Consider the following 24320-nt stretch of genomic DNA (forward strand, 5'->3'; position numbering starts at 1 on the left):
TTATCCGGCTCAGTTTCCTGCTGGCAGTAGCCGTTCGCTGACAGCCTTGCAATGTGCAGCCGGGCGGAGGGAGCTTGGGCCAGATGCTAAGTGGTCAGCGGCTGGAACCGACCGGGCGGGGATGCTGCCAGTTCCGACCAGTCGATTTCTTCCTCAAGGCGGTGGTAGGCTTCGTCGCCGATCGTTCCGTCGATGCGCAAACGCTCCAGCGCATCGCGCTGGCTCTTGATGGCGTAGAGACGCAATCTGTCATACTCGGTCGCCGCCTGGGCATCCTCGGGGTTTTCGGCGATGGCGCGCTGGGCGGCATATTGCTCTCGCACCGCCCCGGCCGCGCTCGATGTCTTGCCGCTGAGCACGTCCAGCGCCGCCTGCATGATGGCGACGCGCGCCTGCGCCACCTCCCGGTCGACCGTCCGGTCGAGGTCGAGATTGAGCAGAAGCAGCAACGGTTTCAGGCTGACGCCTTGCAGCACCAATGTGCCGAGCACGACCGTGAAAGCGGCGAGCACGATCGGATCACGGCCCGGAAAGTCGGCCGGCAAGGCGAAGGCTGCCGCAAGCGTCACCAGGCCGCGCATGCCGCACCAGCCGATGAGCACGCCGCCGCGGAATGTCGGTGCGTCCTTCCGCCTGTCCTCGTCGCCCAGACGTGCCAGCGCTCTGAGGATCGCGCCGCAGCCCAGAACCCAGACGAGCCGCGATACGATGACGACGGCCAGCACAGCCAGGGCAAAGACGAACGCCTCGCTTTGTCCTTGCTCGGCAAGTCGGCCGACGATGGACCGCGCTTGCAGGCCCATCAGAACGAAGGCCAGCACGTTGAGCACGAACACCGCCGTCTCCCAGACCGAGTAGGAACTGACACGATTCCTTGCCGGCATGCGGCGCGGCGATGTACGTGCGATCGTCATGGCGTAGACGACGATCGTGATGATGGCGGAAAGCCCTATCCTGTCGGCCAGGATCCAGACGCCGAAGGTTGAGGCGAATTGCACCACGGTGCCGCTCGCCGGGTCGTCGATGCGGCCGAGTATGGCGAGAGACAACCGGCCGAGCACATAGCCTGCGGCAAGGCTGCCGACCGTCGACAGCAGGATCATTGGAACGGCACTGCTCAACAGGATGGTGCCGGCGGCTGCGGAAACCGACATCCTGTAGATCAGCAGCGCCGTGGCGTCGTTGAGAAGGCTCTCGCCTTCCAGGATGGCGGTGATGCGGTGCGGCACCTTGAACTGTCCGAGCACGGCCGCCGCCGCCACCGCATCGGGCGGCGCTACGATCGCGCCGAGCGCTATGGCGGCGGCGATGGGCAAGCCTGCCATCGTCCAGCCGACCAGCGCGACCGTCACGGTGGTGAAGATGACGGCGCCAAGCGCCAGCAGGATGAGCGAAACCTTGTAGCGGTTGAGATCGCGCAGCGACGTGTCATAGGCCGCGTCGAGCAGAACCGGCGCGATGAACAGAGCGAGCGCCAGCCCCGGGTCGATCTCGATGGTCGGGGCAAACGGCAGGAAGGCGATGCCGGCGCCGGCCAGCGCCAGCAATGACGGATAGGGAATCTGCAGACGCCGCGACAGCGCGGTCAGGGCGACCGCGATGAGAAGCAGGACAAGGGTGAGTTCAAAAAGCGCCATGCCTTATCGTAGCGGTGAAGCCGGGCGATTGGCACTGCAAAAACGACGACGGCTTTGGCTGCTGGTGAATGGTGAATGGTGAATGGTGAATGGTGAATGGCTGCGTGCAGAGGAATTTCGGCGCGTAAAGCGCATTCTTACTATTCACTGTTCACTATTCACTCTTCTCCTAATGCAGCACCAGCATGTCGCCCGACGAGAACGAAATCTCGGCCTTTTCGCCGACGGCCGGCGGCGGTGTGGCCGGACTGTTGAACGTGTCGAGCGAGACCGTGCTGCCGCCGATGCCGACGCGAACCCGGATGACCGAGCCGAGGAAATGCACCTCGGCGATTTCGCCCCAAAGGCTGGAATCGCGGCCGGGGTGTCGGCCGAGCGAGATCGCCTCGGGCCGCAACGCCAGCGACAGCGTGTCGCCGGATTTCGAGCCGTTGAGCTTGCCCTTGAGCGAGACCTCTTGCGAGTTGACGCGCACCTTGCCCGAAGCGGCGTCGGTGACCGTGCCTTCGAGCACGTTCAGCGTGCCGACGAAATTGGCGACGAATTTGGTTGCCGGCCGGTTGTAGATCTCGAACGGCGTGCCGACCTGCTCGGCCTTGCCGCCATACATGACGGCGATGCGGTCGGAGATCGACAGCGCCTCTTCCTGGTCGTGGGTGACGAAGATGGTGGTGATGCCGAGCTTCTTCTGGATCGAGCGGATTTCCTCGCGCAGCGACACGCGCACCTTGGCATCGAGCGCCGACAGCGGCTCGTCGAGCAGCAGCAGTTTCGGCTTGGGCGCAATCGCCCGCGCCAGCGCGATGCGCTGCTGCTGGCCGCCGGACAGTTGGTAGGGATAGCGGTCGCCCATCTGCGGCAGCTTGATGATGTCGAGCATCTCGGCAACGCGCCTGTCGGCATCGGCCTTCGGCATACCGGCGACCTTCAGCCCGAAGCCGATATTCTGCGCCACGGTGAGGTTCGGAAACAGCGCATAGGCCTGGAACACCATGCCGATGTTGCGCTGGTTGGGCTTGAGCCGGGTGACGTCCTTGCCGGCCACGACGATCTTGCCGGCGGATGGCTCTTCGAAACCGGCGACCATGCGCAGCACCGTCGTCTTGCCGCAGCCCGACGGTCCGAGAAAGGAGACGAATTCGCCCGGCTCGACGTCGAGGTTGAAATCCTGCACCACAATGGCGGCGCCGAAGGATTTCTGCACATGCTGGATTGAGAGGAATGGCTCGGCCATGGCTTTTTCCTTCGGGTCAGTTCGGACGGTTCGCCGATCGCGGCGCGAAGCGCGACAGGATCTGGATCAGCGACATGCAGCCCCAGGTAATGGCAAAGGCGATGATGGCAAGCGCCGCCGGCTCATAGGCGCGATTGGCGCCGACGTTCTGCAGATAGGGTCCGAAAGCAGGCCGGTTGAGCAGGCTGGCCATGGTGAATTCGCCGATGACGATGGCGAAGGTCAGGAATGCGCCCGACAGCACCGCGATCAGCACGTTGGGCAGGATGACCCGAGTGATGATCGTGCCCCAGCCGGCGCCGAGGATCTGCGCCGCCTCGGTCAGTGTCCGTACGTCGATTGTGCGAAGCCCGGTGTCGACGGCACGATACATATAGGGCAGCGCCAGTGTCGCATAACCGATGACCAGCAAGGCATTGGCTCCTGTCTCGCTGGCCAGGAACGGCAGCGGTGAGTTCGACCCGTACATTCTGATGTAGCCGAAGACGATAACGATGGCCGGAATGACCAGCGGCAGCAGCGTGATGAACTCGACGACGGGCCTGATCTGCGGCAGCCGCAGACGAATCCAGTACGCCGCCGGCACCACCACCAGCACGCCAAGGACGATGGTGCAGATGGCTGCGACCACCGAATAGATGAAGGTCGCCTGGAAGCGGGGATCGCCGAGCACGACCTGATAGGCATCGAAGGAATACGCGCCGCGCCGCATGCGCATGGAGAATTCCACGGTCGCGATCAGCGGAATGAAGAAATAGGCCGCGCCCAGCGCGAAGACGATCCAGGCCCAGAATCTGCCGGACTTCATTTGAGCCACCTCTCAGAGCGCGTCCGGAACCAGATGTAGAAGACATTGGCCAGCCCAGTGATGACGATCATGCCGAAGGCGATGGCGTAGCCGAGATGGGCATTGTGCAGCACGTCACCGCGGATCTGCGCGTAGAGCAGGATAGGGACGATGTTAAGCGAGGAGCCGGTCAGAGCGTAAGCGGTGGCGATGGCACCGAAGGCGTTGGCGAACAAGAGGATGACGGTGCCGAGGAAACTTGGCCAGATCACCGGAATGACGACCATGCGCCAGAACTGCGCCTGGGTCGCGCCAAGCGTTGCCGCCGCTTCGCCCCATTCCTTCTTCAGCCCATCGATCGCCGGCACGATGATCACCACCATCAGCGGGATCTGGAAATAGACATAGGTCAGCGTCAGGCCCCAGAACGACAGGATGTTGAAACCATGGGCATAAATGTTGAAGCCGACCAAGACGTTGAGCAGCACCGTGGCGAGCCCGAGCCGGCCGAGCGTCGCGAGAAAGGCGAAGGCCAGCGGCACGCCGGCAAAATTGGAGGCCACGCCGGAAAAGGTCAGTGTCGCCGAGCGTATCCACTCCGGCAGCCCGCCGCGCACGATGGCGATGGCAATGGCAAGTCCCGCGAAAGCACCGATCAGCGACGAGGCGAGGCTGACCTTGATTGAGATCCAGTAGGCGGCAACGATCGACGGCTGCGCCAAGGCGGCTATGTTTTCGAAAGTGAATTCGCCGGCATCGTTCCGGAATGCGCCCAGCATCAGATAGAGCGTCGGCAGGATCAAGAACATGATGGCGAAGATGAAGAAAGGCGCAACGCCAAGCCATTGCGTCGGCAGCCGCATGCTGCGGGCGTCGGCAGGAGGCGCGGTCTTCCCGGCAACAGCGTGATCGGACAACGAGATATCGGTCATGCGCCGGCTACCGTCCTGGAGGTATGCCGGGCGGCGATCTAAGCCGCCCGGCTGATCTCAAGTCTTACTTGACGTTGGCGCCGACGACGGCATCCCAGTTCTTGGTGATGGCTTCCTTGGCCTTGCCCTGCTCGTCGAGCGTCGGGAACACCGCGGCTGCATAGGACTCGGCCGGCGGCAGCTTGGCCATCACGTCAGCCGGGAGCTTGCCATTCTTGGCGAGGTCGTTGAAGCGGATCGGGTGACAATAGCCCTTCAGCCAGCCGATCTGGCCTTCGTCGGAATAGAGATATTCCAGCCACAGCTTGGCAGCATTCGGGTGCGGCGCATAGGCGCTGATCGCCTGAACATAGACGCCGGCGACGACACCGGTCTTCGGCACGACGACGTCGACCGGCGGATTGCCCTTCAGCGTATCACGGCCGGCAAGCGCGTTATAATCCCAGGTCACCAGGATTGGCGTCTGGCCTTGAGCAAGCGTCGCGGGCTTGCCGATGACCGGCACGAAATTGCCGGCGGCGTTGAGCTTCTTGAAGAAGTCGAGACCAGCCGTGCCGGCGGCTTCGCCGGCAGCCGCACCGCCGGAAAGGCCGGCGGCATAGACTGCCTGGATGGCCTGGTTCGAAGCACGCGGGTCGCCGGCGAGCGCCACGGTATTGGCGAATTCCGGCTTCAGCAGATCGGCCCAGTCGGCCGGCGCTTCCTTGACCAGGTCCTTGTTCACCAGAAACGAAAGCACGCCGTAGTAGTCGCCGGTCCAAAAGCCTTCGGCATCCTTGGCGCTGTCCGGGATCGAGTCCCAGGTTGATACTTTATAAGCCTGGATCAGGCCATCCTTCTTGGCGGTCGGGCCGAAGCTCAGGCCGACGTCGATGACGTCGGGCGCTTGCGGGCCCTTGTTGTCCTTGTTGGCCTTGATCGCCTCGACCTCGTCGCCGGAGCCGGCATCGGGGTTGAGCTCGTTGACGGTGATCCCCGGATATTTTGCCTTGAAGCCGTCGATGACCGCGCCGTAGCCGCACCAGTCATGCGGCAGCGCGATGGTGGTGAGCTGGCCTTCAGCCTTGGCTGCGGCGACCAGTTCATCCATGGACTGGGCCGACGAGATGGCAGAGGTCGCCATCAGGGCGACGGCCGAAAGGGAAAGCAGTTTTCCCGTGAATTTGAACATGTGTTCTCTCCGTTGAACTGACGCCGTTGGACGCCTGCGATGCGGTATCGTTTTCGTGTGACAGCCAGATGAAAGCTTTGTGAAAGCGATGCCCCGCAGTATGAAAAAGTAAACTCTTTTTAACCGGCTGTAGCAATCGCTCCGCGATTCTTTTTCCGGCTAACTAGTTTCGATCTTGCCTTTCATCTTTCCCCCTTTCCTTTGCCTCTTTTCCCAAGTCGATTTCCGATGCGAAAATTGTCTCAGACGGTGCCGGCGATGGCGTTTTCGAGCAGCGTCAGCGCCGCCTTCTTGGTCAGCTTGACCGGGTTGCCGCCGGCGGTCGGATCGACCACCGCCATGTCGGCAATCAGGCCCTTGCGCTTCTTGTCCATGTCGAGCCCCTTGATCAGGCCGGGCAGCGCATGCGGCACCTTGAGCTCCTTGCGCAGCTTGATGATCGCCTTGGCAAAACCGTCGAAGCCGCCCTTGATGCCGCAATAGGCGGCAAGCCGGGCGATGCGCGGCTCGATCGCCTCGCGGTTGAAGGCCAGCACGTAGGGCATGAACACGGCGTTGGTCATGCCGTGGTGGCTATCGTAGAGCGCGCCGATCGGATGCGACAGCGAATGAATCGCTCCAAGCCCTTTCTGGAAGGCGGCCGCTCCCATGGCAGCGGCGCTCATCATGTTGGCGCGGGCGACCAGATCCTTGCCGTTGGCATAGGCTTTCGGCAGGTTTTCGAAGACCAGCCTTATGCCTTCCACGGCGATGCCGTCGGCCATCGGGTGATAGCCCGGCGCGCAATAGGCTTCGAGACAGTGAGCGAGCGCATCCATGCCGGTGCCGGCGGTGATGAAGCCCGGCATACCGACCGACAGCTCCGGATCGGCAATGACGATCGCCGGCAAGAGCTTTGGATGGAAGATGACCTTCTTGGTATGGGTCGCTTCATTGGTGATGACGCCGGCGCGGCCGACTTCCGAGCCGGTGCCGGCGGTGGTCGGCACGGCGATGATCGGCGCGATCGCATCGGCATCGGCGCGTGTCCACCAGTCGCCGACGTCCTCGAAATCCCAGACCGGCCGGGTCTGCCCGGCCTGGAAGGCGATCAGCTTGCCGAGGTCGAGCGCCGAGCCGCCGCCAAAGGCAATGACGCCGTCATGCTTGCCCTTCTTGAACACGGCAATGCCGGCGGTCAGGTTGGAATCCACCGGGTTCGGCTTGACCTCGGAAAATACGCCATAGGGCACCTTGGCGTCGTCGAGGATCTTCAGGGTCGAGGCCACCACCGGCAGCCTGGCCAGTCCCGGATCGGTGACGAACAGCGGCCGCTTGATGCCGGTCGCCGCCAGCACCTCCGGCAGCTCCTTGATGCGTCCGGCGCCGAAGCGGACGGTCGTCGGGTAATTCCATTTGGAAACGAGTTTTGTCATTTCGACCTTCTTGACTGCTTTCGTGCTCTCGGATGTCGTCAATTCACAAAGGTATTGGCCACACGGTCTGACCGCATCATGTACGGAATCCAGATGGCTGCGGCCCAGACGGAACGGTAAATTCCGCGCATCGTTTCGCTGTCGAACGCATCAGCCAAGGTTGGAAAGCTCTCGCGAAAAACCAGATGCGCAGCCCATGGGTCGAGGATGGCATATACCGGCATCGCGACTGCCCAAATCATGTACCAGCCCGGGAATATCTCCCAGCGCTTGAACATGAAGAACAATAACAGGACCGGGGCTGTAAGGCTTAGAACGCCTGCTGTCACCAGTTCGGCAACGAGCAGCGCACCTTGAGAAAAACTGAAGGCCTGCCAGTCGAAGCCGAGATAGTCGGTATTGTGCAGTTGTACCAACCCCAGTATCGGCGTGAGCATCAACCCGAGCATCGGCAGGACAAGCCATCCGCCGATACCCTCGGGACCCTCACCATCTGGCAGCGCCGATTGTTGTGTATCCGCCATTACTCCCCCTCAACAGCGATCGCATGCCTGTCGATCGCCACCTTAGATCACCTCGCGCAGATGGTATGATTTCGGCCTGGTCAGATTGTCGTAGCCGATGGCCGACAGTGCCGCGCCCTTGCCGGTGTCCTTGACGCCGGTCCAGACCAGCGCCGGGTCGAGATAGTCGCAGCGGTTCATGAACACGGTGCCGGTCTCGACAAGATCGCCGATCGCCGCCGCATGCTCAATGTCGCGCGTCCAGATCGAGGCCGTCAGCCCATAGGGGCTGTCGTTCATCAGCGCGATCGCCTCCTCGTCGTTGCGCACCTTCATGATGCCGACGATCGGGCCAAAGCTTTCCTCGCGCATGACGCTCATCTGGTGGTCGACCTGGGTCAGCACTTCCGGCGCCAGATAGGGCGAACCTTGCCTGTCGTTGGCCACCTTCATATCGATGTGCGCCCTGGCGCCCTTGCGCAACGCCTCGGCCTTCTGCTCGCGGATCAGGTCGGCGAAGCGCGCCTGCGCCATCGGCCCCATGGTGGTCGCCTGGTCGAGCGGATTGCCGACGACGTAGTTCCTGGTCTCGGCAATGAAGCCCTCGACGAATTCATCGTAGACCGTCTCATGCACATAGACGCGCTCGATGCCGCAGCAGCACTGGCCGGAATTGTAGAAAGCGCCGTCGACCAGATTGGCAACGGCATGGTCCATCTTTGCGTCCGGCAGCACATAGGCCGGATCCTTGCCGCCGAGTTCGAGGCCGAGCGTCATGAAGGTGCCCGCCGCCGCCTTCTCGATGGCGCGGCCGCCGGCGACCGAGCCGGTGAAGTTGACATGGTCGATCTTGCCGGAGCCGAGCAGCCTTTCGGTCTGCGCGTGGTTCAGGACGAGGTTCTGGAACAGGCCCTTGGGCAGGCCGGCCTTATCAAACGCCTGCTGAAACCGCTCGCCGACCAACAATGTCTGTGCCGCATGCTTGAGGATGACAGCGCTGCCCGCCATCAGCGCCGGCACGATGGTGTTGACGGCGGTGAGATAGGGATAGTTCCACGGCGCGATCACCATGACCACGCCGAGCGGAACCTTCTTCACATAGCGGCGAAAGCCGTCCTTCGGATTGGAGGCCATGACCGGCTTCAGGGCCGCCTCGGCGATCTCGACCATGTAGCTGACGCGTTCCCTGACGCCGCCGAACTCGCCGCCATAGCGCACCGGCCGGCCCATCTGCCAGGCGATCTCCGGCACGATCTCGTCGGTCATGGCGACCAGCGCTTCCAGCATGGCAAGCATGTATTTGCCGCGCTCGATGACCGGCGTCTCAGCCCACTTCTCCTGCGCCGCCTTGGCACGTTCGACCGCGGCACCGATCGCCTGGTCGGTGGCAAGAGGCCGTTCGGCATAGATCGAACCGTCGACGGGGGATTTTATCTTGACCGTTTCGGTCATGCCTTGGGTCCTCGCATTCTACAATAATGTCGTTGGTTAGCGCCGCCCCTCATCCGCCTGCCGGCACCTTTTCCCGTATACTGACGGGGAGAAGGGACAAGCTCAGCGCCGGGCCCCCTCTCCCCCGTTCTTCACGGGAGAGGCTGAGGGTGAGGAGCGGCGCCAACGTTGCCAGATTATTCAATACCGCTCGAACCCCCTGTGCAGTTCCCAGTCCGTAATCCGGCGGTCGTACTCGAACTGTTCCCAGTGTGCCGTGTGGACGTAATGTTCCAGCACATCGTCGCCGAGCGCTTGCCTCAGCATTTTCGATTCCGCCAGCGTCGCGGTGGCGTCGCGCAATGTCTTTGGAATTTCAGGCAGCTGCGAGGCCTGGTAGGCATCGCCGACGAAGGGCTTCTGCAGCTCAAGCTTTTCATCGATGCCGGCGAGCCCGGCCGCGATCAGCGCGGCGAAAGCCAGATAGGGGTTCAAATCGGCGCCGCCGATGCGGCATTCCATGCGGATGCCCTTGGTGCCCTCGCCGCAAAGACGGAAGCCGGCGGTGCGGTTGTCCTCGCTCCACATGATCTTGGTCGGCGCAAACGTGCCGGCCTGGAAGCGCTTGTAGGAATTGATGTAGGGCGCCAGGAACCAGGTGAATTCCTTGGCATATTTGAGCTGGCCGGCCGCCCATTGCTGGCCGAGTGTCGACAGCGTCCACTCGGCATTTTTGTCGTAGAACAACGGCGTCTTGCCGTCGGCGCTCCACAGCGAATTATGGATGTGGCTGGAATTGCCGGCGAGCCCGTAATTGTACTTGGCCATGAACGAGATCGCCTTGCCTTCGGACTCGGCGATTTCCTTGGCGCCGTTCTTCAGGATGACGTGGCGGTCGGCCATGTCGAGCGCCTCGGCGTAGCGGACATTGATCTCTTCCTGGCCTGGCCCCCACTCGCCCTTCGAATTCTCGATCGGGATGCCGGCCGCCTCCATCTCGTTGCGCAGCCGGCGCATGACGCCTTCTTCCTTGGTGGTGATGCCGATCTGGTAGTCGCCGATGTAGGGCGATGCCGTCTCGAGGCCCTGCCAGTGCTTCTTGCGGGCGGAATCGTAGGTTTCGCTGAACAGATAGAATTCGAGCTCGGAAGCGAAATAGCCGATATAGCCGCGATCCTGCAGCCGCTTGACCTGCTTCTTCAGCATGGCGCGCGGCGAATGCGCCAGGTCGTCATGGGTATGGTGGTCGAGCACGTCGCAGATCACCAGCGCCGTCTTCTCCAGCCACGGAACGAGCCGCAGCGTCGCAAGGTCCGGCTTCATGACGAAATCGCCATAACCCTTCGACCAGCTCGCCGCCTTGTAGCCGGGCACCGGTTCCATATCGATGTCTGCCGCCAAGAGATAGTTACAGCCATGCGTCTCGTCATGCGCGGAATCGACGAAATAACGGGCCAGGAAACGCTTTCCCGCGAGCCGCCCCTGCATATCGACGATGCAGGCCAGCACCGTGTCGACCTCGCCGCTGGAGACCGCTTGCTTCAACTGATCGAACGAGAAATTTCCGGCCATTCCTTTGGCACTCCAGCGCTTGTCGTTTCGGGCTTGTCACTTTGAAAAGGAAACGGAAACCCATGGCCGGCACGATGCCGGCCATGGTCATCAGAGAGCGTCAGGCGCCGGCCTCGCCGACAGCTATCTCGGCTGCCTTTATCGCCGCCTGGCGCTTCGCGATCTGGTCGCCGATGGGCGGACCCTGGAAGCGGCGGTTCTCGAAACCGAACCAAAGCACCGCGGTCAGCACGATGAAGCCCAGGGTGATATAGAGCACCTTGTCGTTCGGCGGCTGGATGGCGATGTAGAAGATGATCGCCATGCCGATGATCGACAGGATGCAAAACAGCTTGAACAGGCCGGCGCCGAGATTCCATGGGCCGGGATTCGGCCATTTCGCCGTTCCGAAAGCCGTCATGCCGAGCGCGATCGGAATGGTGAAGGACAGGAACAGGAACACCAGCGTCGAATTGACGACGATGGTGTAGATGTTGGTGCCGCCGATCGAAATGAACTGGGCAAGAAAGACATAGATGATCTCGAGGATCGCAGCGGTCCAGATGGCATTGACCGGCGTGCGCCAGGTTGGGCTGACTTTGGCGAGCCCGGCCGAACCGACCGGCATGCCGCCGTCGCGAGAGAACGCAAACAGCATGCGCGAGGCCGAGGTCACCGTGGCGAGGCCGCAGAGGAACTGCGAGATCAGGATTGCCAGATAGAGCAGTTCTTTCAGCCAGCCCGGTAGGATTGCATCCATTGTCGAGAAGAATACGCTCCAACCCTGCTTGGCGCCTTCCGCCAGGTCCGGAATTGCCAGAACGATCGCGCAGACCATCGCCCAGCCGATCAGCGACGACCAGAGCACGGACGAAATGATCGCCCGCGGAACGGAATGCGCTGCCTTCAGCGTTTCTTCCGAAGTATGCGCCGACGCATCATATCCGGTGATGGTGTAGACCGGCAGCAGCAGGCAGAGCAGGAACAGGTAGCTCATGGAATCCGACTGTGGGAAGACACCGCCGCCGGCATCACCCGAATAGTTGGTGAAGGTCCACAGCCGCGTGATGTCGATTGCGGGCGCAAACACTAGGCAGGCAATGATCAGCACAGCTGTTGCGCCAAGGATCAGGAAGCCGGAAGCGTCAGTCAGCATGGCGGTCAGCTTGATGCCGAAGTGATTACAGAGCGCCTGGATCGCGGTGATGACGGCAACAAATCCGACAATCTCGCCCGGAGTACCGGTAATGCCGAACCAGCTCCCGAACGTTCCGACGAAGAAGAAAGCAGTACCGATGTTGATGGCGCCGAGCACGGTGATCAGGCCGAGCAGATTGAGCCATGCGGTGAGCCAGCCAGTGAAACGGTTCCCTAGGATGGATGCCCAGTGATAGAGGCCGCCGGCGGTCGGAAATGCAGAGGCGATCTGGGCCATGGCGAGCGCGAAAAATCCCGAAACCATGCACCCGACGATCCAGCCGATGCCAGCGCCGGCGCCACCGATGGACGACGTCGCTTGCGCGAAGGAATTGATGCCGCCTGAGAGGATGCAGATGATCGAGAACGAGATCGCGAAATTCGAGAAGCGGCTCATGCTTCGCGACAGTTCCTGAGCATAGCCCATTCCGTGGAGAACTTTCAGGTCCTCCTTCTTGTCAACTTCGCTGTAACCCGGTGCTACCATTTTAAAGTCCCCTTTGGTTTCTTAGCTGGCCGATTGAACTGACTTTCCGACTGCGCTTGGTCTGGAGGCCTTGGCCGCTTCGGGCTCCAGATTGAGAAAAATACCTGCGAGCAGATCCGCCCATTTCCGCTGCCCGGCTGCGCCGGCGATCTCGTCGTTGCGGATTTCAATCATTGCGCAGGCCAGCCCGCGCGAGCGGGCATGGCGTTCCAGTGTGAAATAGACGCGGTCGGCCGGCGAATAGGGTTCATTGACGCCGACCGTGACGCCGGCGAGCCGCTTCAGCGCCGCGATCAGCGGCGCCGCCAACCGACCATCCTCGTCATGGATGATGCCTATGTGCCAGGGCCGGCTCTTGCCCTTGTATACCGGCGTGAAGGAATGGATCGAGACCAGTCTGGTTTCTCGCCCGGCCGCCTGGCGTTCGTCGATGATTGCAGCGATCCTCTCGTGAAACGGCCGCCACGCCAGAGCGATGCGCGCCTGCCGCTGGTCGGCGGAAAGCCCCTGGTTGGCCGGGATCACGGTTTTTTCGCTGGCGCTGACCGTCACTATCAGGTCCGGCGCGTCGATCGGCCGGTTGCAGTCGATGACGAGCCGCGAGACGCAGGTCTCGACCAGCGTCGCATCAAGCACCTCGGCCATCCGGCGCGCCACCGGCAAGGCGCCGGGATCCCAGGCGATGTGGTGGGAAAGTTCCTCGGCGGCAAGGCCGAGCGTTCCGAATTCCGGTGGCAGGAAATTGGAGGCGTGGTCGCAGGTCAGCACGAAAGGGCTTGATCCGCCGGGGTTCGTCACCCTTACGGTTTCAGGCGATGCAAGGCTGGCGGGCCGTGCTGTCTCCATTGTCTGCTGTCCCCGGGGAGCGCTGTATCGTATGTTACGTATTTTGCCTCATTGCGTCCCTGCGGATGATTTCATACAGTTTGGCCGGCTTTGTCAAACGCGATTTCGATAATGCGCTAACGGCACGGCCAGGGTGGGGAAAAAGCATGGTTTCGAGCATTGCCGAACTGATCTCCGACCGCATCGGCACCATGCCGGCCGGCGAGCGGCGCGCAGCGCAAGCGCTGATCGCCAGCTATCCGCTGATCGGGCTGAAGACGGTCGCCGAATTCTCGGCTACGGCCGGCGTATCATCGCCCACGATCCTGCGTTTCGTCGCCCGGCTCGGCTTCCAGAACTATCCGGAATTCCAGTCGGCGCTGCAAGACGAACTGGCGGCGCAATTGCAGTCGCCGGCTTCGCGCACGCTCAATCCCCCCTCCCAGGGCAGCAGCGCCGTGTCGCCGATGCTGGAAGCGACCCTCGACAACATGCGCGAGACATTCCGGCACCTCTCGGACAAGCAGCTTGCCGACATCGTCGCCAAGCTAGCCGACCGGCGCGGCAAGACATTCCTGATCGGTGGCCGCTTCACCGACCCGCTGGCGCGCTACATGGCCGCCCACCTCGCCATCATCCAGCCCAACGTTTTTCACCTCGGCGGGCAGGAAAGCGTCTGGCGCGACCGACTGATCGACATGGGGAAGCGCGACGTGCTGGTGATCTTCGACATCAGGCGCTATCAGGACAGCCTGGTCCGTTTCGCCGAGACGGCCAACCAGCGCGGCGTGCAGATCGTGCTGTTTACCGACCAGTGGCTGTCGCCGATCGCCCGCTTCGCCCGCCATGTCATCGCCGGGCGCACCGCCGTGCCTTCGGCCTGGGACTCATCCGCCGCGCTTTTCGTCGTTGCCGAAGCCCTGATCGGAGCGGTCACAAGGCAGCTCGAAGCCGACGGCGCCAAACGCATCCGCGAACTGGAAAGCCTGCGGTAGAGCCCCTCCGGAAAGGCACGCCTTTCGCTTCGCTCTAGTCCAATAAAAAACTGATCATCTGCAGGATCAGGATCAGCAAAAGGACGCCAAAGACAGTTGCAACAACCGCTGCCAGCAGGACGGTGCGTTGTTTCTTACCCATGGCTTTCCCGCCGACAGCATAGTCCCCGTCCACGACTACGAATATCAGTCCCGCCCCACTGCTCGGCCACCTCCCAACTCCTCAAGACCCGCCTGCGGCTTGGGCGGAGGAGTAATGACGACTGGTTCACGCGCGAAATGAACCGCTTACCAAGGTGCTCGCTAACGGGCACGGCCGCATCATTCATCCGACCCATGTCACGTCCGAATGACCACCTTGCATTTCGGGCTTAACCATCCAGCCACTAAATGTGCCCCACCCCAGCTACTTTACCCATGGCAAGCATGATCGAAGTTCGGCTAGCCTTGTCGACGTGAAGCCGCTTCCTTGAACCAAAGCGCGGTGAACTGCGCGGAGGGTACGATGAGCTATCTGGACGAGCTGTTCTCAGTCGCCGGCAAGACAGCGCTGGTCACCGGCGCCGCGACCGGCATCGGCCGCATGGCGGCGACCGCTCTGGTCATGGCCGGCGCCTCGGTGATGATTGCCTCGCGCAAGGGCGAGGACTGCGCCAAGGTTGCCGGCGAGTTGAACGGACTTGGCGCCTCCGGCCGGGCGGAAGGTTTTGCCGGCGACGTCTCCAGCGAGGCCGGCATTGCGGCGCTTGTGGCCGAGGTCAGGGCGCGGACCGAGCGGCTGCATATCCTGGTCAACAATGCCGGCATCTCCTGGGGCGCGCCGCTGGAAAGCTTTCCCTACCATGCCTGGGCCAAGGTGTTCGGCGTCAACGTCACCGCGGTTTTCCACCTGACGCGCGAATTGCTGCCTCTGCTCGAAGCCGCCGCCAGCGACGCCGACCCGGCCCGGGTGATCAATCTTGGATCGGTGATGGGCACGCAGCCGTTGGCCGAAGACGCTTACTCCTACTCGGCCTCGAAGGCTGCGGTTCACCACCTGACACACATCCTGGCGATCGAATTCGCCGCCCGCGGCATCACCGTCAACGCCTTTGCGCCTGGCCCTTTCCAGAGCCGGATGACGGCCTTCGCCACCGGCACCGAGGACCAGGCAAGACATATCGGCAACCACGTTCCGATCGGCCGCATCGGCGCACCGGATGACATTGCCGGCGCAACGCTCTATTTGTGCAGCCGGGCCGGCAGCTATGTCACCGGCGCCATCCTGCCGATCGATGGCGGGCAGTCGGTGCAACACGGGCTGACATTGTTCAAGGAATGAGACGCACGCCATCCGGCGAGTGAAATGCCGGGGGTGAAGATGGAGGACATCAGCGTGGAACCGATCAGTCTCGATGTGCTTCTGGCCAACGTCGGCAAGGAAGTCGGCGTGTCGCCATGGCGGGTCGTCACCCAGCGCATGATCGACCAGTTCGCCGATGCCACCGACGACCATCAGTTCATCCATTGCGATCCGGAACGCGCCAGCCGCGAAACGCCGTTCGGCGGCACCATCGCGCATGGCTTCCTGTCGCTTTCGCTGTTGTCGGCGATGACCTTCGAAACCATGCCGCCGCTGGAAAACAGCAAGATGGGCGTCAATCATGGCTTCGATTCGCTGCGCTTCCTGGCCCCGGTGAAGACCGGCTCGCGCATCCGCACCCGTTTCGTGCTGGCCGACGTCAAGGTCAGGCCGTCGGGGTGGGTGCAGACGGCGCACGACGTGACGATCGAGATCGAGGGCTCGAAAAAACCGGCGCTGACCGCGCGCTGGCTGACGCTGACGCTGATCGAACGCCAGCCGGAAGCGGTCTGACTCTCTCGGGCGGAGAAGCCCAAATCTATCTGTGCCAAATCTATTTAGCTTCGGCCGCGACGTACTTCATGTGACGGCTGACCTGCAGCGCAATGTAGACGACCAGTGAACAACCGATTGGGAACACGATCTCGTTGAGGCCGGTTGCGATCGCCTGTGGCATTGCGAGAGCAGCGTCATTTGCCGCGGCCGTCTCGATGGTTAGCACCGTGATGCCGCCGCCGAATACCGCGCCTATCAGGGCGCCTGCCAGCGCGAAATGGAGCGGACGCGGTTCTTCCTTCGATGCCAGCGACGCCAGTGTCCAGCCGAGCAGCCCGTATTCGATCGCCCGCAGCACACCGAGCGTCGTGAGCGACAGGATGGCCGGCTTTGCCGCCGCGTCCAGCGCGCTGACCATAACCTTTTGCGTCCCTTTGGCGATGCCCATCGCCAGTGGCGCCGAAATCGCACCGATCAGGCCACCGAGCGAGGCTCGCACCTTGGTGAGCGCCGTGCCGAGGCTGACGCCGGCGCAGACGAAGAACGACCAGGTCACGCCTTGCGCCAGTTCGATCAGAACCTGCGTCGTAACGGGGTAGGCACCTGCCGCAAATCTGACGGTCAGAATGAGAGCTTCCATGGCGAAGCCGAGCGCGATCGCCAGCCATGCGACAGTCAAGCTTCTGCTTCGTGCCACCCTTGCCCGACGCCGTACAGCGTATATATGCTGCATCCAGCCATCAGTCGTAAGGCAGTAGAAAGTTGCAGCTAAGCGTCCAGGAGCGCCGCGAAAAACAAAAGGCCGAACTGCGTTCCGACCTTGTCGACGCCGCGCACAAGCTTGTTCAGGAAGAAGGCTATGACGGCCTCACCATCCGCAAGCTCGCCAAGCGCGTTGGCTATGCGCCGATGTCGGTCTATTCCTATTTCGCCGACAAGCAGGACATCCTGTTCGCGCTGGCCGAGGATGCCTTCGAGACCTTGGCCAGGCGCATCGCAAATCATACGGCCGACGACCCGATCGAGGCGCTCAAGGCGGTGCTTATCGAATACGCCGCCTTTGGGCTGGAAAATCCCAACGAATACCGCACCGTCTTCATGACCGAAAAAGTCAGGCCGCCAGCCGGAAAGACCTTCGCCGAAATGGAGAGCGGCAACCCGGCGATGAAAGTGCTGATCGCGAGGGTCGAAGCCTGCGTTGCCGCCGGCAGGCTCAAAGGCGATCCACGCGCCATCGCCACCATGCTGTGGGCGGTCGGCCACGGCGCCATCTCGCTGCTGATCACCTTCCCGTTCTACCCGTTCGGCGACCAGACGACGTTCATCACACGGATCGGCGACATCATGCTCGAAGCCATCGCCGCGCATGAGATTGCGCCGCTCACGCCGCCGGTCAACTGCTGAAGAGCGGCGCTCCTCCCGATCTGCAGGATCTTCTCCGAACGATCCGCGCCCCGGCGCCGAGCGTTCGGCAATTCTCCGTACGCGTACGATTTTGCTTGAACATCTGGAGTCCAGGGCGTATCTGTACGCAATGTCGTACATGTACGAGAAATTCAATAGCTGAACCGGAGACCGACGATGAAGAAGGCAATCCTCACGCTCGCCGCCCTGCTGGCGCTCTCTGGCGCCGCATTTGCCGGCAGCAATCAGTCAGGCAAGCAAGAAGTGACCTGTATCGATACCAAGACCGGTGCGAAGCTTGATTGCGCGCCGACCGGATCGCTTGAAAAGGCCGATGCCGCGGCCCACAAGGCCGGCAGCAAGGGCCCGAGGCTCGGCATCGGCATCGACCCGTGGATCGTGCCAAGCAGCTTCTGAGCCGATCGGCGACAATACGCGGTGAGGAAACGAAAGGGCGGCAGCAATTTCCGGCCGCCCATCGTGCCGGCCTCAGCCCTGCTTTTTGTCACCCCGCGCAGATCACTTCTTGCGCTTCTGTCCCACCACGCTTTTGGGCTTGCCGGGTCTTGCCGGTGCGCCGGGGATGGCCGTTCCGGTGATCGACACCGGATCGCTGGCCGGGAATGTATCCTCGAGGCCTTCCTCGAGTTCCTCTTCGATATCCGTCCCAGTGCGCTGCTCGTCTTCGAAAGAGCGCACGGCCGGCGTCTTGACCGGCGACTTCGGCGCGGAGTTCGGCGGCATTTGCATTCTCCCTCGGCTCGCTGTCGCAGAACGGTCGGGCGCGGCGAACATGCCTATGCTGCCGCGTCGCGCGCTGCCTCCGACAGAAAAGTAAAGACATAATCGGAAAAGGAACGCCAGCATTCGACGCGGAACGCGTCGGCCGCCGTGCGCAACAGCACGATTTCGACCTTGCCGAGAATGGTACGCGACGCCGCCCCGACCGGAAAGGCGTCGAGCGACAGATCCTGCGGGCAGCCGGCATTGATCGTCGCCGCGGCAGCCGGACCGGTAACCGATATGGCGACGTTGCGGTGCGAGATGCCGACCGCCGAATGCAGTACGGAAATGCTGGCGCAGTCGGCGAGCGGATCTTTTCCGCTCTCGTCGATGACCAGCCATTCGTCCGGCCCGAGCCACAAGGCCGTGCGTCCGGCCTTTGCCGCCGAGGTTTTCGGCCTTTGTGGCAGGACGACGCCGAGCGCTTTCGAAAGTGCCGCAATCGAGGCTTCCGGCGCGCGCAGCGATATGCGCTCGGCCGGCGGCAGCACGGCAAGTGTAACGCCGGCTGCGGAAAGCGACTGGCCGGCGAGAGCCGGACGGCGTTCGACTGAGGGTCCGGCGGCGTCGGTTTTCAAAGCGGCCTTAGCCATTGAGGCGCTCCCCCTTCTCGTCGAAGAACACCATGCCGGTGACCTCCACCTCGATCACCCCGTCCGGCATCGGCACATAGAGCGTCTCGCCCGTGCGATCGCGGCCGCCGGCGACCAGCCCCAGCGCGATCGAGCGGCCGCAATTTTGCGACCAATAGCTCGAGGTGACATGGCCAATCATCTTCATCGGGATTGCCTGCTTCGGGTCCGCGACGATCTGCGCGCCCTCCTCCAGCACCACCTTGGGATCCCTGGTCTTCAGGCCGACAAGCTGCTTGCGGCCCTTGGCGACCAGGTCCGGCCGCGCCATGCCGCGAATGCCGACGAAATCGGTCTTCTTCTTGCCGACGGCCCAGTCGAGCCCGGCATCGTTCGGCGTCACCGTCCCGTCGGTATCCTGGCCGACGATGATGTAGCCCTTTTCGGCGCGCAGCACATGCATCGACTCGGTGCCGTAGGCACAGGCTCCGTGCTTCTGGCCCTCGGCCCATAGCGCTTCCCAGACCGCCTCGCCATAATCGGCCGGCACGTTGACCTCGAAGCCGAGCTCACCGCTGAACGACATGCGAAACAGCCTTGTCGGCACGCCGCAGATCCTGCCTTCGCGCACCGACATATGCGGCAGCGCCTCATCCGACATGTCGATGCCCTCGACCAGCGGCGCAATGATGTCGCGAGACTTGGGTCCCTGCACGGCAATCACCGCCCACTGCTCGGTGATCGAGGTCAGCCAGACGTTGAGATGCGGGAACTCGGTCTGGAGATAGTCTTCCATATGGTTCATGACCCGCGGCGCGCCGCCGGTCGTCGTCGTCACATGGAAACGGTCGGGTGCAAGCCTGCCGACGACACCGTCGTCATAGATGAAGCCGTCCTCGCGCAGCATGATGCCGTACCGGCAGCGGCCGGGCTCGAGCTTCTCCCATGGATTGGTGTAGAGCAGTTCCATGAATTTGGCCGCATCCGGCCCGACCACCTCGATCTTGCCCAGCGTCGAGGCATCAAACAGGCCGGCTGTCTTGCGCACCGTGACGCATTCGCGGTCGACGGCGGCATGTATGTCCTCGCCCGGCTTCGGGAAATACCAGGCGCGCTTCCATTGGCCGACATCCTCGAATACAGCGCCCTGGCGCTCGGCCCAGGGATGGATGGCCGTCTTGCGGGTAGGGTCGAACAGGGGACCCCGCGCGTGCCCGACGATCGAGCCGAATGTCACCGGCGTATAGGGCGCGCGGAACGTCGTCAGCCCGACCTGCGGGATCGGCTTGCCCAACGTCTCGGCGGCAATCGCCAGGCCGTGCATGTTGGAGGTCTTGCCCTGGTCGGTCGCCATGCCATTGGTGGTGAAGCGCTTGACGTGCTCGATCGAGCGCATGCCCTCGTGCACTGCCTGGCGGATGTCCTTGGCGGTGACGTCGTTCTGGAAGTCGACAAACGCCTTGACCGTCGTATCCGCTCCGGCACCGGGTGCTGCACCCAGCATGCCGCGCGACCAACTCTCGCCGGCGTCGACCTTCGGCTTGGTGCCCTTGGCCGGCCTGCTGCCGGCGTCCTTGGCCGCCTTGGCGCCCGCTGCATAGGCCTCGTCGATCGTCGCCGACAGCCCGTCGGTACCGTTGCAGGCGCCGACCGAGACGCAGTCCTGCGCATAAATTCCGGGCACGAAGCGCTTGGTCTCGTCGTTGAAGGCGACCTTGCCGCGCGATTGCGAGAACAGATGCACCGATGGCGTCCAGCCGGCCGACATCAGGATCGCGTCGACCGGGATGGTGCGCTCGCCGCCGCCATTCTTCGGCTGCACGGTCATCGACGACACCCGCAATTTGCCGCCGGCGCGGATCACCGCGCGGCCGAAATTGACCTCGATGCCGAGCGCCCTCGCCTCGTCGATCGCCGGCCCGGTCGGGTTGTCGCGCAGGTCGACGATCGCCGCTATGTTGATGCCGGCCTTTTTCAGGTCGATCGCCGCCGCATAGGCGGAATCGTTCGCCGTATAGACGCCGATACTCCTGCCGACGGCGACGCCGTAATGGTTGAGATAGGTGCGCGCCGCCGACGCCAGCATGATGCCCGGCCGGTCGTTGTCGGCAAACACCATGTGGCGCTCGATGGCGCCGGTCGCCAGTACCACGCGTTTAGCGCGAACCTGCCACAGCCGCTCGCGCGGCAGGTCGCGGCCGGGGTTCTGCAGATGGTCGCTGACGCGCTCGACCAGCCCGACGAAATTCTGCGCGTAATAGCCGAAGGCCGTGGTACGCGGCAGCACGCGGACATTGTCCATCGCGCTCAACTTGGCGAGAGCCGATTGCGCCCAGGAAAAACCGTCCTGGCCTTCGATCTTCGCGCCGCTCTCGAAGCGCAGGCTGCCGCCGAATTCCGCCTGCTCGTCGGCAAGGATGACGCGCGCGCCGGTCTCGGCCGCGGCCAATGCCGCGGCGATGCCCGCGGCACCGCCGCCAAGCACCAGCACCTCGCAATGGGCGAAGCGCGCCGAATAGTGGTCGGGATCCGGCTGGTCAGGAGCGACGCCGAGACCGGCCGCGGCGCGGATCTTGGGTTCGTAGAGGTTTTTCCACGCGGCCTTCGGCCACATGAAGGTCTTGTAGTAGAAGCCGGCCGAAAGCATCGGCGAGGCAATACTGCTGACGGCACCGACGTCGAAAGCGAGCGACGGCCAGCGGTTCTGCGACTGTGCGGTCAATCCGTCATAGAGCTCCTGCACCGTGGCACGCACGTTCGGCGTCTTGCGTGCCGCGTCGCGCTTGATCTCGACCAGCGCGTTCGGCTCTTCGGCGCCGGCCGACAGAAAACCGCGCGGCCGGTGGTACTTGAACGAGCGGCCGACGAGATGGACGCCGTTTGCAAGCAGCGCCGAGGCCAACGTATCGCCCTCGATGCCGGTATAGGGGCGGCCGTCGAAGCTGAAGCCAGCTATCTTTGCCTGTTTGAGCCGCCCGGCGCCGGCAATGCGGAACGTGGCGCTCATTTGGCGGCTCCCGGCAGCTTGGTGGGCTTCGGTTCGCCAGCCTTGTAGGTCATCAGGAACCTGTCGCTGACGGTGTCGCGCACGGCATTGAAGAACCGCGCGCAGCCATGCATGTGCCGCCAGCGCTCATAGATGATGCCTTTGGGATTTGAGCGGATGAAGAAGAACTTTTCGAAGTCATCGTCAGTCTCGCCGGCGATGTTTGGGGAACGCGCGATATGCGCCTCGCCGGCGTTGCGGAATTCGAGCTCCGGACGCTCTTCCTCGCAATAGGGGCAGCGGATGAGAAGCATGGTTGGTCCTACAGTTCGCCGTGGCCGACGCGAGCGCCGGCAGGTTGGTCGCAAAGCCTCTGGCCCATCGTCACGAAGGGCGCGACCAGCCGGATGCGCTCCTCGATGCTGGCTACCGGGCGGAAAAGGTCGCGATACGCCATATTGCCGACCGAAAGCGTCATCGGTTCGGTCGTCACGATGACGTAGCGCCGCTCGAATTTTTCGCCCTCCTCGAGATCGGCTGGCCGGTTCTCCATAAAGGTGACCACTCTCTGACCGGCGCTCCAGGCGCAGGCGAGTACACCCTCGTCGACGGAAAACGGCCAATCCGCTTCATTGCCGGCGCGGCTGATGGGCTGCAGGCGCACCTCCTCTGGCGTGGGGATATGGAACAGGCCTTGCTCGCCGGCGAGCATCAGCGGCATGGCGACGGCCATCTCGGTCATCATCAGTGCGCCACCGCTGCCGCCGCCGCCTCGTCGATGAGGCGGCCGGTGCGGAAGCGCTCGATGGTGAAGGGCGCGTTGATCGGGTGCGGATCGTCTCTGGCGATCGTATGGGCAAAGACATGGCCCGAACCCGGCGTCGCCTTGAAGCCGCCTGTGCCCCAGCCGCAATTGACATAGAGGCCGGGTACCGGCGTCTTGGCCAGGATCGGCGAACGGTCGGGCGTCACGTCGACAATGCCGCCCCACGAACGCAGCATCTTCATGCGCGTGAAGATCGGGAACATCTCGCAGATGGCGTCGAGCGTGTGTTGCAATATGTGCAGGCCGCCGGTCTGCGAATAGGAGACATATTGGTCGGTGCCGGCGCCGATGACCAGCTCGCCCTTGTCGGATTGCGAGATATAGGCATGCACCGTGTTCGACATGACAACGCAGGGCACCACCGGCTTGACCGGCTCCGATACCAGCGCCTGCAGCGGATAGCTTTCCAGCGGCATGCGCACACCGGCCATGTTCATGATGACGGACGAATGCCCGGCTGCGACCACGCCGACTTTCCTGGCGCCGATGAAACCGCGCGTCGTATCGACGCCCATGACTGCGCCATTGGCGGCGCGCTTGACCCCGGTGACCTCGCAATTCTGGATGATGTGGACGCCGCGCGCCGAGGCGCCGCGCGCATAGCCCCAGGCGACGGCATCGTGCCGCGCCGTGCCGCCACGGCGCTGCAGGGAGGCGCCCATAACCGGATAGCGCGCATCGCGCGAAATGTTGAGCGGCGGACAGAATTCCTTGGCCTGCTCCGGCGTCAGCCATTCATTGTCTATGCCGTTCAGCCGATTGGCATGGACGTGCCGCTTCAGGACCTGGATGTCGTGGATGTTGTGGGCGAGCATCATGACGCCGCGCGGCGAATACATGACGTTGTAGTTGAGTTCCTGGCTGAGCCCGTCCCACAGCTTCAGCGCATGGTCGTAGATGCCGGCGCTTTCGTCATAGAGATAATTGGAACGGATGATGGTGGTGTTGCGGCCGGTATTGCCGCCGCCGAGCCAGCCTTTTTCCAATACCGCGACGTTGGTGATGCCGTGCACGGTGGCGAGATAATAGGCGGTGGCCAGGCCGTGGCCGCCGGCGCCGACGATGATGACGTCGTACTCCTTCTTCGGCTCCGGTGAGGACCATTGTTCCTCCCAGCCCTTGTGACCGCGCATGGCCTCGCGGGCGATGGCGAATACCGAGTATTTCTTCAACGTCGCAGGCCTCGCAAATGACGGCCGGGCATTCACTCGAACGCCGGCGCGCGAGCTGTATCACTAGCGAAACGGCGCTGCCAGCCTTGCACTGTTTGCGACGGCGCTTGCCGTTTTGCGCCGTGGTGAAAAAGCCGCATCCGGGCAGGTTGATTGCAATTGCCTTCCACCGCTATCCGTCGCCTGACGATCGGAGGATTATGGCGGTGGCTAACGTCTGGTGGAACCTGACATTGCGCTTCTTGCTGGAGCTCGCCGCTTTGCTCGGCCTCGGCATGGCGGGCTGGAGCCTCTCAGCGGGCATGTGGAGTTGGATCCTTGCCGTGGCATTGCCGTTCGTTGCCGCCGCGCTCTGGGGTACGTTCGCGGTGCCGAACGATCCGAGCCGCTCGGGGCGGGCGCCGGTTCCGGTGCCGGGCGGTGTGCGGCTGGTGCTCGAGCTCGTCATCCTGTTCGGCGGCGCTGCCGGATTCCACCTGGCCGGTTACACGACAGCCGGCATTGCCGTCGCCCTGCTGATCGCCGTCAGCTACGCATTTTCGCTCGATCGGCTCGGCTGGCTGCTTAGGCAATAG

General features: G+C 63.0%; 25 protein-coding genes. 6 read left to right on the forward strand and 19 right to left on the reverse strand.

Annotation, left to right across the window (positions count from 1 at the left end; all coding sequences use genetic code 11):
- Positions 1 to 86: 86 nt before the first annotated feature.
- From NKJ15_RS04965 to NKJ15_RS05015, 11 genes are all read right to left on the reverse strand, one after another.
- Positions 87 to 1637 (reverse strand): cation:proton antiporter, encoded by a 1551-nt coding sequence (locus NKJ15_RS04965; protein WP_352539373.1) that lies wholly within the window; start codon positions 1635 to 1637, stop codon positions 87 to 89.
- A gap of 169 nt (positions 1638 to 1806) precedes the next feature.
- A complete protein-coding gene (locus NKJ15_RS04970) occupies positions 1807 to 2871 on the reverse strand; it encodes an ABC transporter ATP-binding protein (RefSeq protein ID WP_352469503.1) in 1065 nt (354 codons plus the stop codon).
- Positions 2872 to 2887: 16 nt separating this feature from the next.
- Positions 2888 to 3679, reverse strand: coding sequence for an ABC transporter permease (locus NKJ15_RS04975; protein WP_352814391.1), 792 nt, complete (start codon positions 3677 to 3679; stop codon positions 2888 to 2890).
- Positions 3676 to 4590, reverse strand: coding sequence for an ABC transporter permease (locus tag NKJ15_RS04980; protein WP_023675356.1), 915 nt, complete (start codon positions 4588 to 4590; stop codon positions 3676 to 3678). Before NKJ15_RS04980 ends, NKJ15_RS04975 begins: the two co-directional genes overlap by 4 nt.
- Before the next feature lie 64 nt (positions 4591 to 4654).
- The gene (locus NKJ15_RS04985; RefSeq protein WP_352469502.1) at positions 4655 to 5761 is read right to left on the reverse strand and encodes an ABC transporter substrate-binding protein; all 1107 of its coding nucleotides are present in this window, start codon (positions 5759 to 5761) and stop codon (positions 4655 to 4657) included.
- A gap of 242 nt (positions 5762 to 6003) precedes the next feature.
- Positions 6004 to 7176 (reverse strand): iron-containing alcohol dehydrogenase, encoded by a 1173-nt coding sequence (locus NKJ15_RS04990; protein WP_352469501.1) that lies wholly within the window; start codon positions 7174 to 7176, stop codon positions 6004 to 6006.
- Between the two features lie 38 nt (positions 7177 to 7214).
- The gene (locus NKJ15_RS04995; RefSeq protein ID WP_352767095.1) at positions 7215 to 7700 is read right to left on the reverse strand and encodes a DUF2569 domain-containing protein; all 486 of its coding nucleotides are present in this window, start codon (positions 7698 to 7700) and stop codon (positions 7215 to 7217) included.
- 42 nt (positions 7701 to 7742) lie between these two features.
- Positions 7743 to 9131, reverse strand: coding sequence for an aldehyde dehydrogenase family protein (locus tag NKJ15_RS05000; protein ID WP_352814394.1), 1389 nt, complete (start codon positions 9129 to 9131; stop codon positions 7743 to 7745).
- A gap of 180 nt (positions 9132 to 9311) precedes the next feature.
- Positions 9312 to 10682, reverse strand: a complete 1371-nt coding sequence (locus NKJ15_RS05005; protein WP_352469498.1) for a glutamine synthetase family protein — start codon at positions 10680 to 10682, stop codon at positions 9312 to 9314.
- 100 nt (positions 10683 to 10782) lie between these two features.
- On the reverse strand, positions 10783 to 12345 hold the full coding sequence (locus tag NKJ15_RS05010; protein ID WP_352814396.1) for an amino acid permease: 1563 nt from the start codon (positions 12343 to 12345) through the stop codon (positions 10783 to 10785).
- 21 nt (positions 12346 to 12366) lie between these two features.
- Positions 12367 to 13191 (reverse strand): N-formylglutamate amidohydrolase, encoded by an 825-nt coding sequence (locus tag NKJ15_RS05015; protein WP_352814398.1) that lies wholly within the window; start codon positions 13189 to 13191, stop codon positions 12367 to 12369.
- Between the two features lie 146 nt (positions 13192 to 13337).
- Between NKJ15_RS05015 and NKJ15_RS05020 the strand changes: the two genes are divergently transcribed.
- Positions 13338 to 14165, forward strand: a complete 828-nt coding sequence (locus NKJ15_RS05020) for a MurR/RpiR family transcriptional regulator (protein WP_352469495.1) — start codon at positions 13338 to 13340, stop codon at positions 14163 to 14165.
- Between the two features lie 34 nt (positions 14166 to 14199).
- On the opposite strand, the gene NKJ15_RS05025 is transcribed toward NKJ15_RS05020, so the two are convergent.
- Positions 14200 to 14340, reverse strand: a complete 141-nt coding sequence (locus NKJ15_RS05025) for a hypothetical protein (protein ID WP_352814400.1) — start codon at positions 14338 to 14340, stop codon at positions 14200 to 14202.
- Between the two features lie 330 nt (positions 14341 to 14670).
- Here NKJ15_RS05025 and NKJ15_RS05030 point away from each other — a divergent pair, with 330 nt between their 5' ends.
- Positions 14671 to 15486 carry an SDR family oxidoreductase gene (locus NKJ15_RS05030; RefSeq protein ID WP_352814402.1) on the forward strand — a complete coding sequence of 272 codons (816 nt, stop codon included), beginning with the start codon at positions 14671 to 14673 and terminating at the stop codon, positions 15484 to 15486.
- 39 nt (positions 15487 to 15525) lie between these two features.
- Positions 15526 to 16020, forward strand: coding sequence for a MaoC family dehydratase (locus NKJ15_RS05035; RefSeq protein WP_031211357.1), 495 nt, complete (start codon positions 15526 to 15528; stop codon positions 16018 to 16020).
- A gap of 40 nt (positions 16021 to 16060) precedes the next feature.
- On the opposite strand, the gene NKJ15_RS05040 is transcribed toward NKJ15_RS05035, so the two are convergent.
- Positions 16061 to 16681, reverse strand: a complete 621-nt coding sequence (locus NKJ15_RS05040; RefSeq protein ID WP_352814404.1) for a hypothetical protein — start codon at positions 16679 to 16681, stop codon at positions 16061 to 16063.
- Positions 16682 to 16764: 83 nt separating this feature from the next.
- On the opposite strand from NKJ15_RS05040, the gene NKJ15_RS05045 reads away from it, so the two are divergent.
- Both NKJ15_RS05045 and NKJ15_RS05050 read left to right on the forward strand, forming a co-directional pair.
- Positions 16765 to 17406 carry a TetR/AcrR family transcriptional regulator gene (locus NKJ15_RS05045; RefSeq protein WP_352814405.1) on the forward strand — a complete coding sequence of 214 codons (642 nt, stop codon included), beginning with the start codon at positions 16765 to 16767 and terminating at the stop codon, positions 17404 to 17406.
- A gap of 177 nt (positions 17407 to 17583) precedes the next feature.
- The gene (locus NKJ15_RS05050; RefSeq protein ID WP_352448260.1) at positions 17584 to 17823 is read left to right on the forward strand and encodes a DUF680 domain-containing protein; all 240 of its coding nucleotides are present in this window, start codon (positions 17584 to 17586) and stop codon (positions 17821 to 17823) included.
- A 102-nt stretch (positions 17824 to 17925) separates the two neighbouring features.
- Here NKJ15_RS05050 and NKJ15_RS05055 read toward each other — a convergent pair whose 3' ends face one another.
- From NKJ15_RS05055 to NKJ15_RS05080, 6 genes are read right to left on the reverse strand one after another with little or no spacing between them, the layout of a single operon-like run.
- Positions 17926 to 18150, reverse strand: a complete 225-nt coding sequence (locus NKJ15_RS05055; protein ID WP_023675341.1) for a hypothetical protein — start codon at positions 18148 to 18150, stop codon at positions 17926 to 17928.
- A gap of 53 nt (positions 18151 to 18203) precedes the next feature.
- Positions 18204 to 18782, reverse strand: a complete 579-nt coding sequence (locus NKJ15_RS05060; protein WP_023675340.1) for a sarcosine oxidase subunit gamma — start codon at positions 18780 to 18782, stop codon at positions 18204 to 18206.
- Positions 18775 to 21768 (reverse strand): sarcosine oxidase subunit alpha, encoded by a 2994-nt coding sequence (locus NKJ15_RS05065; RefSeq protein ID WP_352814408.1) that lies wholly within the window; start codon positions 21766 to 21768, stop codon positions 18775 to 18777. Before NKJ15_RS05065 ends, NKJ15_RS05060 begins: the two co-directional genes overlap by 8 nt.
- On the reverse strand, positions 21765 to 22061 hold the full coding sequence (locus NKJ15_RS05070; protein WP_352644114.1) for a sarcosine oxidase subunit delta: 297 nt from the start codon (positions 22059 to 22061) through the stop codon (positions 21765 to 21767). The genes NKJ15_RS05065 and NKJ15_RS05070 overlap by 4 nt, the downstream gene beginning before the upstream one ends.
- A gap of 8 nt (positions 22062 to 22069) precedes the next feature.
- The gene (locus tag NKJ15_RS05075; protein ID WP_023675337.1) at positions 22070 to 22492 is read right to left on the reverse strand and encodes a hypothetical protein; all 423 of its coding nucleotides are present in this window, start codon (positions 22490 to 22492) and stop codon (positions 22070 to 22072) included.
- Positions 22492 to 23745, reverse strand: coding sequence for a sarcosine oxidase subunit beta (locus NKJ15_RS05080; RefSeq protein WP_352814410.1), 1254 nt, complete (start codon positions 23743 to 23745; stop codon positions 22492 to 22494). Before NKJ15_RS05080 ends, NKJ15_RS05075 begins: the two co-directional genes overlap by 1 nt.
- A 200-nt stretch (positions 23746 to 23945) precedes the next feature.
- On the opposite strand from NKJ15_RS05080, the gene NKJ15_RS05085 reads away from it, so the two are divergent.
- On the forward strand, positions 23946 to 24320 hold the full coding sequence (locus NKJ15_RS05085) for a YrdB family protein (protein ID WP_352814412.1): 375 nt from the start codon (positions 23946 to 23948) through the stop codon (positions 24318 to 24320).

The organism is Mesorhizobium sp. M0207 (assembly GCF_040321995.1).
Classification (GTDB): domain Bacteria; phylum Pseudomonadota; class Alphaproteobacteria; order Rhizobiales; family Rhizobiaceae; genus Mesorhizobium.